We start from the raw sequence: 12382 nt of genomic DNA, 5'->3' as shown, positions 1-12382 counted from the left end.
ATATTCACATCAGATATATCTAAAAAATTGAATATCTTATATAGATATGTTATACTCAGTAGTGTACCATATGTTGTGGTACATGAATATGTATAAAATCTCAAATTATAGAAATATATGTAGATTCTATTTTGAAAGGACTGACTATCATGAAAGAAATCTTAGGTTTCCATTTAAACGGTTGCCCTTATTGCGCCAATGCATTCCGTGCTATCGATGAACTCGTTGCAGAAAATCCTGCATACGCAGATATTCACATCAACTGGGTTGAAGATCAAGATGCTCATGAGCTCTTCAAAACTCACCCATATGAATACTATCCAAACTTGTGGTTCGACCTCGACAAACAATACGAGGCGCAACCTGGTGAAAGCTATGACCAAACAAAATCTTTAATCAAAGCTGTATTGGACAAAGCACTCGCGTAAAAGGCTATATTTACAAATAAAAATGCACCCCTAACATATAATCTAATGTTAGGGGTGCATTTTAGTATACTGTAAGATTATGGCTTTCTTTGTACCATAAACTTACTGACTGCCTTATACACAATTAAGATCAATGCAATTTCTAAAGGGAAACAAATGATATTTTTAATAAGACGTCCAATAAATATAGCAGATACTGCTTTGTTATAAAATATTGTGAGCCACATTGTATTCAATATCAGATGTATGCATACAGTAACAATCGTCTCCGGTAAAAGTAATTGTTTAAATGTAACATTACGACCGTGTAAAAAATATCCATACACATAGCCTACAAGAAATTCAGATACGATAAAGCCGGGAAAGAATACCCCTTGCCCAAATAGGGACATACCTATAAAACAGGCAATAGCAGCCATTATACCTGCTGCCATAGGCCCATAAAGAATGCCAAATATAGCGGTTGATAAAAATCCAAAGGTAATATGTATAAATGTAGTATGAATAGCAAATATATAAGATAGTAAGACCGTCAAGGCTACAAATACGCCTGTCTTTACAATCATATCAGTTTTCATAAGATGTACGGTTCCTTTTTCTATCCTTCCACTCTAAATACATATGACGAACAACTTGAATGGGTGATACAAATAACATTCTAGGTCCACCATAGCGCATGATTTCACGTATTTTCTCACGATACGTAGGAGCATAGCAATGCGTTTTACATACGCTACAGAAGGTTTTGCTTTCCATATGAGGACATACATCTATACGATGTTCTGCATATTGCCAAACTTTCTGACACTCCTCACAAAGTTGCCCTTTAGGAGTGTGGTGCTTATTATGACAATAGATGCCAATAATTTGGTACATAGTTTTTAGTTCTAACTTACGTTTCTCATCAACTGTCATGCTAATCTCCTATTTTACAGACCAAGAAACCCATGCCACCTTATCAACAGTCTTATTATGAATTTCTCCATCAATAGCTAGTGGTTCAATGAGATTTCTAATCTCTTCTTTCATGTCTTCCATGTCTCCCCATCCATTATTATGAAGTCGCATGGTAAAATAATTAACTGCCTTTTCAAGAGACATAACCTCTGTTTCAGGAACTGTTTTATAAGTTACTTTCACATTATGCCCCATCTCATAGATTGCATCTAAACACTCTTTCATCTTGCCATCCCATGGGAAAGAATCACGACCAAAGAAATGTTCAGATAGCATATCTACCATTTCGTCACTGCGTTCGCTGAAAGCAATCCACAAGCATTTATCCTTACTTGCATCATGCATAGCGCGAATATTTTCTACATCAAACATAATTGGGCAGAAGATACTATATGCCAAGTCAAAGCTTTTATCCCAACCGAGTTCTCGACGAGTTTCATCAGACCAAGGGCCGATATATAAGCTAAGGTCTAAACCTTCTGACTCTGCCAATTGTTTAGCACCACGAATCATACCATCCGATAAATCTATGCCTGTCGCCTTATACCCTTCACGAGCTAAGCCCAATGCATAATCACAAACACCACAGCCTACATCAAGCGTACGACCATTCGCTGCAGGTAATAAATTCTCATCCTTTAAGAAGGCTAAAAAGTCAGTGACCTGTGCTTTGCGATCCTCGCGATTATGCATTTCTACAAAGTACTCAGAACGATGGTTCCATGCGTCTTGCTCATCACGCCAAACTTCGTTGACGGTAAGCTCTTGTATTTTATTTGTCATATTATCATCCCCTCTAAATAGCCACATCCCTAAATAGATGAGCTATAGATACATATATAAGTAATATTCACTTAGTTAAATTCACTACGTAATTTAACGCTCCCCTATATGTCCTAGTGTTCCGGCTAGGATGTTCAGATTTTCATATAGCTATCCTTATTGTACATCATTCTCAAAACAAAATGTGTTACCCAAATCACATTTATTATGTTATTTCGATATTATTAAATATAAAACTCTATATCGATAGCTTATCAGCAACTCAACTCATGTAGTTATCTATCTCTAACTATTTCAGGCATGTATCGCCATGTATTTCTCTCCCATTAATACATACAAATAGCGCTTCAAACTTGATTATACAAATTATTTCATCCGATACCTATTTTTATTATAATAGAAATAAGAAGGAGTTAAAAATATGGAAATCTATATAATAATCCTAATGTTTGTATTAGTCGGCATTGCTGTAGCTTTTGCTACTTATAACCTATCTATAATTAAATCCATGCCTCCTGAAGAACGTTATAAACTTCTTTACTTTAAAGATGATCAAGTGTCTATAGGCATTGGATTAGTAAAAAGAACCTATAAATTAAAAGATATTCGAGAAGTGCGTTTCTCCAAGGGGAAAAAATTCCGTAGTATGGGAAGCTGGGCAGGAAGAATGAAGATTTGCAAACTAAATGGTAAGACAAGTCGTTGGATAGAATTTGATGGTACTATCTATTACAAAAAGATGGTATATATAACAAATGAAGAAATCATTGATAAATCAATAAATATACTCATGAATGAATTTAGATCTAGAGGAATTCAATGTAATAAATATAGATAGTAAAATTAGAACACTAAAGTACACTAAATATGATATTCGAATATATAATTCTCTGTCCTATAGACTAATTATAGACATACAAAAAGGCTTCTCGAAATTTCGAGAAGCCTTTTATTTGGTGCGCCTAGCAGGATTCGAACCTGCGCACCCGGTTCCGGAGACCGGCGCTCTATCCCCTGAGCTATAGGCGCATGAATACCTAAAAATTATACCATATTACGCTATGGTTCGATAGTATAAAGTATATAAGACAACTAGGGTTATATAGAAAGCCCCTATAGTTAAACATCTTGTTAGCTAACTGTAGGGGCTATCTCTATTATATTCTTGCCTTAATCAATTCTAGTAGAGCATCACAGCTACGACTGACATCGTCATAGGTTTCGTCAAAGTTTCCCGTATACCAAGGGTCCTTTACATCACGGTTTTCACCAACGAAAGACATTGCCTTGTAAACCTTAGCATCTACGTCATCCCCAATAATACGCTTTAAATTACGTGCATTATTTTCATCCATAATGATGAGATAATCAAAGTTGTAATAATCTTCCATCGTCACTTGACGTGCCTTACGACGAGTATAAGGAATACCCATTTCATCTAATTTCTGTTTAGTCCCATAATGGGTATCATTCCCTATCTCCTCACGAGATGTGGCAGCAGACTCAACATAGATAGAATCACTGAGTCCAGCCTTCGCAACAATATGCTTCATATAAAACTCTGCCATCGTTGAACGACAAATATTGCTATGACAGATGAATAAAATATAAACCATATTGATAATTTCTCCTCCAAACCAAGTCCTATCCTTTTAAATAGTTACTAAAACCTTATAATTTATTCTAAAGTATTTAAATACTATAACCAAAATCATTGTTTTACGCTTAATATTCTATTAATAGTAAAGTAAAAATACATATTATAAAAAAGCATCTAGCAAATATATGGAAGCACTCTTATAATGCATTATTTATTATACTTTTTTGAAACTCTTCCATTTTGGCTATAACATCGATATATTTATCATAATACTCTGCCCTAAAATCAATAATTTCTCTTACTAGTTCACCTGCATGTATAATCGACTGTTTATGTGTTCTAATATATGACCTATAAGGCAAATTCATTAATGGAAAATCTTCTGGAGTAATTTGAAAATCATACTCCGGGTCTAAATTCACAACATTTGTAACTCGTGAAATAGGAAGAACAACATAGTCAGCATCATCTGCTCTTCCAATGATAAGTACGGGTCTACTCTTAAAATCCATTCTTTGAGTACATCTATTATAATATTGAAAAGTAGAAATATACGCTTTCCCTATCACTATATTTCCCCCACATCATCAAATTCATCATAATACATATCCCATACAGAATCATATGGTCTAATTTTTTCTGCATCTTTACGAATATCTTCTAATTTCATTCTTTTATTTCCATTACAAGTATCTGATAACCCCCTTCTCGCATTCTTCCATGAAAGCTCCTTATGAGATAACTCACTAAGTTTCCATGACTCATACGCACCGTATTGCAAAATAACATTTTTTACTATAAATCTATCTTCGTTAGATAAATCTTGAATATCATCTGCAACTATTCCATTCTCAGAAAAACTATTTCGGACTACTTTACAGACAGGACCATATTTCCAACCTTCAAAATAATCTTCGAACATAGGCTCATTAGTAATAGATATAGATTCTCTCTGTGAAAGATAAAGTAATTTGTGTAGTTTCATCTCATCAATTATTTTACCTGAAATAGCTTGATATTCAGTAAATATAAACTGAGCTACATCAATTGCTCTTGCCATACCTTACCTCCTTATAAATATAGATATTATTATAAATTTAAAAGTCTTATTAATCAAAACAGTCTTTATTTATAAAATTTTACCCAATATATTGTTTCAATAAAAATAAATATCCTCAAATTTTCATTCTTATTGCATATTTAAAATATCTCCTAAACATATGTATGTTTGAATAATGGCTTTTGTAGCATCTTCTTTACTAACATTTATATGAACACCTTTACAATGTAAATTATGTAAATTATCAATCCAATCAATTAAATAAATAATATTGCTTCCAACCAATGTTTTATTCACTGACTTTTCTTCTAGCGTTTCTATTACAGCTGACAGTTTATTCTTATAATGATCTCCACTTACGTCAATGGCCTTACCAGCTTTTGTTTTAAAAATTTTATCAGTGTAATCTGGGAAATATTTATTAAATAATTCTGTAGACACATTTTCAAATAATCTGCGACATGTCGCTAAAGCTTGTGAATAAAGTTCAGGATTATCTGAATCAATTTTGCCTTCAATAGCCTTTAATTTTAATATTGTTTCTTTTGATAATTCCGAAAAACCATTATCAACTCGTTCTCTATAATTCGCAAATATATCCGTTGCTATATTCCCAAAAGTCAATTCTATTTGTTTTACTAATGCATATTCATAATATCTAGCCTGTAACGATGCAAGCCTCTTTTGATTACTTGATATATTCTGAACTAAATCTGAGGTAGATCTAGCCACCGTACTAGTTAAATTATTCATTGCAATATATGCGTTCTCACCACCAACAGATGTTCCCTGAGTTGTAAAATTTTTAATCGCATTTTGTTGTGCTTCGATTTTCTGCTCAAGCTCTGATGCTAGTTCAGTAAAGATACACTTTTGGCCATTTTGATTATACCCTCTTCCATTTTTATATCCGAGTTCCCAAGCCTCATGTAAAATTTTCCCATCCTTATTTCTTGGGTAACCTCCATATTCATATTGTAACCATATCAAACTCTCCTCATCATTGGTTAGTCTCGCAATTTTTGAACATTGTAGCATTGCAGAAGAAGTGGAAATCGTGCCATCTTCGATTCCATCAATAACTTGCTCACATGATAACAGTGCTTTTTCCAACTTAGTCAAATTAACACCTTCTTTTTCCCCTAATACTCTTCCTTATATTATAACATCTAAATAACCATGGAACCATAAAATACGAACCTAATATTAAACTACTATGATACCAATCCCAGACATTATACTTTATGACTCTTCATTATATAGAAAAATACTATAAACACAAAATCATTAAGAGAATTATTCAAAACTTAAGAATTTATTAAACACTCTCGTTTTAAAATTGGAGAATATGAATAAAACCATATAATCACAGTAAAAATGCTAGTATTAATATTTTTTTAAGTATTAATATCATACAAATAGAGCTATAGTTAAAATGTGTTAATATTCTAATCTCTTATTCCTCCCTTTCATCATCAAATAATATTTTCATCAAAGATTCAGATTTAATATTGTTCAAAAAGAAATATCATATTTAGTCAAATTAGATATTAAATAATAAGCATCTTTTAACAGCTACATCTACTTCGTTATTTGGGTAGTAATTATGTTAAGAGTTATATTTTATTATTGTCTTTAGACTGATTCGCGATGTAGTCGCGATCATAAAACCATCCGCTATGCGGGTAAGGAAACAAAAGTTATACAGAAAAATCACCTTACTTAAGTATAATGTAGGTATTCAAGCCACATTATATACAAAAGCAAGGTGATTTTTTATATGCACCAAAGACACAGAGACTTACGTACACAAAATAGTTAAGCAAATACCACATAGTATTTACTTTCTAAGTATAGACGTAAAGTTATATATAATCAATACATAAATAGTTTACGTAAAATACTGAGCCGTTTATGCAAATATAAGAGCGTCAAGATTATAGAAGGGGGGGATCTTATTTCAAATCATGTGCATATGCTAATATTAAACCCATCTAAAATAGCAGTTTCATCTTTTGTGGGATATTTAAAAGGTAAAAGTGAGCTAATGATGTTCGATAAACACACAAACTTAAAGTATAAATTTGGAAATAGAGACTTTACGAGTTAATAGCTATACGGCTTAAACGTAGTAAAAGCAAGCGTCTTTAAACATTTGCCTAATACTACGGACTTTTAGCCCTTGAGCTCCCCCCATTTTATGGGTGGTCCTGATTTAATTTCTTTTATTTCAATACTCATACTTTATCAAAAATTATGTCTAATCCCAGCATCAATGCGCCATGTATTTTCTACGATAGCACCAAAGTTTTTAGTGAATGTACCATATAGATATGTACTAGGACGGACACTCCAAGACCCACCAATTTCAGCATCGAGCCATGTATCCTTCAAATCTACTGTTGTTTGTACTGTTGGATTGCCTGGTGCGGAATATGTTGTATTTGCCTTACCAGAGAATTCATGCGCTAATGCTAATTTAGCGAAGATATTGGATTTTTCTGTTTCTTTCCCAATGCCAATACCAAGTCTGCCTACAGCAGAGTTCACAGCATCAGCTTTCACATGCATAGAACCACCACCGACAATAGAAGCATCATAGGATACACCATTCAAACGGCCTACAATAAATTCTACACTAGGATCGATGTAGAAGCCATTTTCCTTCTTAATACGTTTACCATATTCAGCGCTTAAGGATGTGCCATATGTATGGTAATCACCGTTCACACGTTGTCCACCTACGGAGTAGAGCTTATAATCATTGGATAATCTATTACCACGTGCAATGATATCTAAATAACGACCATCATCATGTTTTTTTGTACCATACAAGGCGATGCCGCCAAGTTTGCCATCACCACTACCGTTGGCATATGAATTACTAGATGTACTGTAATCAATAGCGCCGCCAAAAATCCAACCATTAGAAGCCTTATGATCGTAGCCGACTTGTACCCCATTATACGTCATATGTGCATCAGCACCGTCTGTGATTTTAGATTTACCGCCTATATATTTTGCCCATACACCTTGGTTTGTATTAGCTAAACGAAGATCTCCTAAACGGCGTTGTAAATCATTGGTATTACTCTTCCATGCCATAGCAGCCGATGTAAGAGCAGATTTTGAACCACTCACTAAGGATGATTCATTAGCACGATTAATCTTTGTTGTATCATTTACAACAAGACGCCCCTGCGAGTCAAAATGATCTGCACCTAGTTCTGCAACAGCACCTGGACGAGTAATCCCTTCATTGATTTGAACTGTTGTGCTCAGTTTTTTATCATTGCCAGTATATTGTAATTTATCAGCTAAGGCTTGTATTTCCTTTCGGTAGCTATCATCATTAGTCAAATTAGCTCCATCGCCTTGCAAGGTAATATGGCTATTATCTGCAGCATGTTCAACAACAATATTCCCCTTTCCTTTTTCACTAGCTGGAACACCGGCCTTATAAACAGCATTCACATAGCCGCTATAATTTTGAATTGTAATAGGCCGTGCATCGATAGGATGAAGGATACCGGCTGCCGCTGGATTTGATCCACCTACGAGATTACGAACCTTACTGCCCTTGTATAGATATGCTGCATTATCCCCAGATGGACGTTCTCTTTTAGGGGTAGGCCGCTCCATACCAATCCATTCATTATTCCAAGTCCCTCCATTTTGTAAGTAAATATCAGCACCAGAATTATGAGGGTTCTTATTGCTTTCAGCATATTCATTTAATACAGCACCCGTAAGTTTAGAATTAGGTGTTGTAAAAGCTAATGCTATATTCGTTGGCATTTCGTTATGATTTGGATCACGTCCATAATCCTTATTAATTAACCCTACATTCCCAACAGCGACCAATTCTTTAGACCCTGGATGTTTACCATCAGAGCCAGTATTAACGTATACATCACCCTCTTCTGCCACCACAGAGTAAGTATCAGAAGTTTCTAAAGGATGCGTGATGATACGTCCACCACCATCAACAATAATATGACCACGTTGATTAGCTTGTAAACCGACACCGATAGCATCGATATCTACATTGCCTTTGACGTGAATATTAGTATCTCCATAATCTCTATCAGGATTGTCCTTGCTGAGTCTTGGCACTTTACCACCGTAACCAGCATACACAGCGCTCATATAGTAATGACCGAGTTCCCTTTTTGAGGCTGGTGCATCATTTTTAAGACGTACAATCAAATCTTTATCCACCGTCAATTGTGATCCAAATCCATTATAAATACCTGATACATTTTTAGTTTTACCTGTATCTGTTAAGCTTTTACCATGCACATTAACCGTCAAGGTATCTTCTATATGCTTAACTTCTGGTTGTGTTTGTACCGGTGACCCCATTGTTAAGCCAAGCAATTCCTCCGCTTTATCGCTTGTGGCATTAATTTCTGTAGCAAATGCAGAGCAGGTCATTCCAGTTAATACCAATGCAGCCATCACAGCTGATACATTTCGTTGTAATTTCATAAAAATCTCTCTTTCTTACCTCGCTTAATACGAGGCTCTCACAGAACGCATTTATACGTACACCCTAAAAATATAAAAAGACCCCCTAAGTCCAACTTAGGAGGTCTTGTTTATTTCACACACTTAGTAAATAGTTATATCCTATATTATTCAGGATTGATGATGAAGGACAATGCACTGAAGTATTTATTTTGCTCACCTTTAGTTTGAGTTGGGAAGCCCACTTCAACGCCTACTACGTTAAGGCCATTAGCACTTACAGTAACAGTTGCTTTACCATTAGCATCTGCTTGGCTTTCATTAGTAAGATCATTAATTACGTCTTTAATAAGAGGTGCATTTGCATATGGTTTACCGTCTTTCAAGACTTGGATTTCATATGTATCACCTTTTCTAAGAGTTAATGGGTTAACAGATGGAATGATTTGAATGAAAGCATCTTTATTATTGAAAGGTTTTGCTTCTGCATTCCAGTAGTGAACGTCATATTTAATGGCATGTGTACTTTTTTGAGCACCTGGTACTTCAGAGATTGGTTTATGAACAGTTTTACCATCTTTGTCTTTTGTCCAATAACCATAGTCAAAGTCAGTTACTGTAATACCCAATTTATCATTTGGTACAACTACTACATTTTTTTCATGTTTAATAACTTGTACAGGAATTACCATGCCATTGTTATCTAAGCCAATGATGCTTTTTACCATTTCTGGGCTATACGCATCATCAACAGGGCCTTCGCCAAGTACTAGCGCCTTTTCATCTAAGCGGTTAGCAAAGAATACGCCATGCGCATCAACGGAAGAGCACACACAACCTGCAGCTAAACCTACTGCAAATAAAGAAGCTAAGATTTTCTTATTCATAAGAACCTCCATAATCAATAACTTTTTCAATAAACTTGTTATTATTATACAGCGTTACAAATATTTCGTATATACCAATACCCCTATCAGCAAGTTATTATGCGTATTTAGTATATTAACTTATTTTTATACCCAATAATCATAAATGATAAAATTATCACCTATTTTCATGAATATATGACTTGTAAGAATATGTTAGATAAATACTTATAGATTAGATAAAAAAGGCGCTCCTTAAGGAGCGCCTTTATATATCTGCATAAGATATTATTTTTTATTCTTTGCTGCTTTCGCACGTGCGTTACGATCAAGAATCGTTTTACGCATACGAATGCTTTCAGGTGTCACTTCAACAAGTTCATCATCGTTGATCCACTCAAGAGCTTGTTCCAAGGAGAAGATACGAGGTGGAGTCAAGCGTACCGCTTCATCAGAGGAACTGGAACGCATGTTGGTAACATGTTTTTTCTTACATGGGTTAACATCCATATCAAGTTCACGTGTATTTTCACCAATAACTTGGCCTGCATACACGTCTTGGTTAGGGCCAACGAACAATGTACCACGATCTTGAACGGAGTTCAAACCATATGGAGTAGTTTCGCCATTTTCGAATGCTACCAAAGCACCACGTGTACGGGAAGGAATTTCACCTTTATATGGTGCATAACCATGGAATACATGGTTCATGATGCCATTACCTTTTGTAGCTGTTAAGAATTGTGCACGGAAACCGATCAAGCCACGAGCCGGAACTACGAATTCCATACGAAGATAACCGGCCAATTCAACCATATTAGTCAACTCAGCTTTACGTTGACCGAGATTTTCCATTACGGTACCCATAAATTCCTGAGGTACGTCGATGGTCAATGCTTCGAGCGGTTCACACAATTGGTCGTTAATAGTTTTGAAAATTACACGAGGTTTACCTACTTGTAATTCGTAGCCTTCACGACGCATAGTTTCAATCAATACTGCCAAATGCAATTCACCACGACCAGATACTTTGAACGCATCTGCAGAATCAGTTTCTTCTACTTTCATAGAAACGTTAGTTTCTACTTCACGGAACAAACGATCACGCAAGTGACGGGATGTAACAAATTCACCTTCGCGGCCTGCGAATGGAGAGTTATTTACGGAAAACACCATAGACAATGTTGGTTCGTCGATGGAGATGGATGGTAATGCTTCAGGATTTTCAGCATCCGCTACTGTTTCGCCGATGTTAATATCGTCGATACCTGCAAAAGCAATGATATCACCCATTTCAGCTTCGTCAGTTTCAACGCGGTTCAAGCCATTGTATGTGTACACACGACCAATTTTCGCTTTACGAGTACTTTCACCATTCATGATAGCCACTTGTTGGTTGGTTTTCATTTTACCGCGAACGATACGACCTACGGCGATTTTACCGATGAAGTTATCGTAATCAAGTGTAGTTACCATAAATTGAAGAGGACCTTCCATATCACCTTGTGGTGCAGGAATTTCATCAATCAATGTTTTGAATAACGGCTCCATGTTTACAGCTTCATCATCCCAATTAGTTTTGGACACACCAGAACGAGCAGATGCGTATACTACAGGGAAATCGAGTTGATCATCATCAGCTTCAAGCTCCATAAACAATTCAAGAACTTCGTCCTCAACCTCTTTAACACGTTGATCAGGACGGTCGATTTTATTAATTACTACGATTGGTTTCAATTTTTGTTCTAAGGCTTTACGCAAAACGTATTTAGTTTGAGGCATTGGACCTTCATAAGCATCTACGAGAAGCAATACGCCGTCAACCATGTTAAGTACGCGTTCTACTTCGCCGCCGAAATCAGCATGGCCTGGAGTATCAACGATATTGATTTTAATACCATCATGCATTACAGCAGTGTTTTTAGACAAAATAGTAATACCGCGTTCACGTTCCAAGTCGTTGGAGTCCATTACGCGTTCTGCTACTTTTTCATTTTCACGGAACACATGGCTTTGTTTTAATAACGCGTCCACCAAAGTAGTTTTACCATGGTCAACGTGGGCGATAATCGCTACATTACGAAGATTTTCGCGAATCATAAGATCCTCCCTTTAATTCTTTCAGTATATTCTATATCACATAGCCTCGATAAAACAGGCTATGCAAGTATATTCCCCAAAATTGGCAACAGTTAATTATAACGCAGTCTATAGAAAA

Annotated in this window: 12 protein-coding genes, 1 tRNA gene and 1 pseudogene; 3 read left to right on the top strand and 11 right to left on the bottom strand. The window is 35.5% G+C overall.

Annotation, left to right across the window (positions count from 1 at the left end; translation table 11 throughout):
• Nucleotides 1-149: 149 nt before the first annotated feature.
• Nucleotides 150-428, top strand: coding sequence for a hypothetical protein (locus DWV85_RS00300; RefSeq protein WP_008601532.1), 279 nt, complete (start codon nucleotides 150-152; stop codon nucleotides 426-428).
• Nucleotides 429-505: 77 nt separating this feature from the next.
• Here the strand turns inward: DWV85_RS00300 and DWV85_RS00295 are convergent, their stop codons facing one another.
• Genes DWV85_RS00295 through DWV85_RS00285 form a run of 3 tightly spaced genes read right to left on the bottom strand, consistent with a single transcriptional unit; the run spans nucleotide 506 to nucleotide 2168 of the window.
• The gene (locus DWV85_RS00295; protein WP_123137774.1) at nucleotides 506-1006 is read right to left on the bottom strand and encodes a folate family ECF transporter S component; all 501 of its coding nucleotides are present in this window, start codon (nucleotides 1004-1006) and stop codon (nucleotides 506-508) included.
• The gene (locus tag DWV85_RS00290; RefSeq protein ID WP_008601536.1) at nucleotides 996-1343 is read right to left on the bottom strand and encodes a nitrous oxide-stimulated promoter family protein; all 348 of its coding nucleotides are present in this window, start codon (nucleotides 1341-1343) and stop codon (nucleotides 996-998) included. Before DWV85_RS00290 ends, DWV85_RS00295 begins: the two co-directional genes overlap by 11 nt.
• Before the next feature lie 9 nt (nucleotides 1344-1352).
• A complete protein-coding gene (locus tag DWV85_RS00285; RefSeq protein WP_123137773.1) occupies nucleotides 1353-2168 on the bottom strand; it encodes a class I SAM-dependent methyltransferase in 816 nt (271 codons plus the stop codon).
• A 421-nt stretch (nucleotides 2169-2589) separates the two neighbouring features.
• Between DWV85_RS00285 and DWV85_RS00280 the strand changes: the two genes are divergently transcribed.
• The gene (locus DWV85_RS00280; protein WP_123137772.1) at nucleotides 2590-3006 is read left to right on the top strand and encodes a hypothetical protein; all 417 of its coding nucleotides are present in this window, start codon (nucleotides 2590-2592) and stop codon (nucleotides 3004-3006) included.
• A 116-nt stretch (nucleotides 3007-3122) separates the two neighbouring features.
• Here DWV85_RS00280 and DWV85_RS00275 read toward each other — a convergent pair.
• From DWV85_RS00275 to DWV85_RS00255, 5 genes are all read right to left on the bottom strand, one after another.
• A tRNA-Arg gene (locus DWV85_RS00275) sits at nucleotides 3123-3197 on the bottom strand.
• Between the two features lie 128 nt (nucleotides 3198-3325).
• Nucleotides 3326-3784, bottom strand: a complete 459-nt coding sequence (locus DWV85_RS00270; protein WP_123137771.1) for a low molecular weight protein-tyrosine-phosphatase — start codon at nucleotides 3782-3784, stop codon at nucleotides 3326-3328.
• Between the two features lie 181 nt (nucleotides 3785-3965).
• Nucleotides 3966-4337: a hypothetical protein gene (locus DWV85_RS00265; RefSeq protein WP_123137770.1), complete on the bottom strand. Its 372-nt coding sequence runs from the start codon at nucleotides 4335-4337 to the stop codon at nucleotides 3966-3968.
• Nucleotides 4337-4828, bottom strand: coding sequence for a type II toxin-antitoxin system antitoxin SocA domain-containing protein (locus DWV85_RS00260; protein WP_123137769.1), 492 nt, complete (start codon nucleotides 4826-4828; stop codon nucleotides 4337-4339). Before DWV85_RS00260 ends, DWV85_RS00265 begins: the two co-directional genes overlap by 1 nt.
• Nucleotides 4829-4957: 129 nt before the next feature.
• Nucleotides 4958-5950: a hypothetical protein gene (locus tag DWV85_RS00255; RefSeq protein ID WP_123137768.1), complete on the bottom strand. Its 993-nt coding sequence runs from the start codon at nucleotides 5948-5950 to the stop codon at nucleotides 4958-4960.
• A gap of 711 nt (nucleotides 5951-6661) precedes the next feature.
• Here DWV85_RS00255 and tnpA point away from each other — a divergent pair.
• Nucleotides 6662-6929 (top strand): annotated as a pseudogene (gene tnpA / locus DWV85_RS00250) (IS200/IS605 family transposase); the annotation flags it as partial.
• 146 nt (nucleotides 6930-7075) lie between these two features.
• On the opposite strand, the gene DWV85_RS00245 reads toward tnpA, so the two are convergent.
• The 3 genes from DWV85_RS00245 to typA all read right to left on the bottom strand — a co-directional run bounded on the left by DWV85_RS00245 (nucleotide 7076) and on the right by typA (nucleotide 12264).
• Nucleotides 7076-9319 (bottom strand): autotransporter outer membrane beta-barrel domain-containing protein, encoded by a 2244-nt coding sequence (locus DWV85_RS00245; RefSeq protein ID WP_123137767.1) that lies wholly within the window; start codon nucleotides 9317-9319, stop codon nucleotides 7076-7078.
• 146 nt (nucleotides 9320-9465) lie between these two features.
• The gene (locus DWV85_RS00240) at nucleotides 9466-10185 is read right to left on the bottom strand and encodes a DUF4198 domain-containing protein (protein ID WP_004696641.1); all 720 of its coding nucleotides are present in this window, start codon (nucleotides 10183-10185) and stop codon (nucleotides 9466-9468) included.
• Nucleotides 10186-10452: 267 nt separating this feature from the next.
• A complete protein-coding gene (typA, locus tag DWV85_RS00235) occupies nucleotides 10453-12264 on the bottom strand; it encodes a translational GTPase TypA (RefSeq protein ID WP_004696644.1) in 1812 nt (603 codons plus the stop codon).
• Between the last annotated feature and the right edge of the window lie 118 nt (nucleotides 12265-12382).

This window comes from Veillonella sp. AF13-2 (assembly GCF_003603295.1).
In the GTDB taxonomy this organism is placed as follows: Bacteria; Bacillota; Negativicutes; order Veillonellales; family Veillonellaceae; genus Veillonella; species Veillonella parvula_E.
Note: the sequence above shows the minus strand (reverse complement) of the source record. Positions and strands in the feature narration are given on the sequence as shown.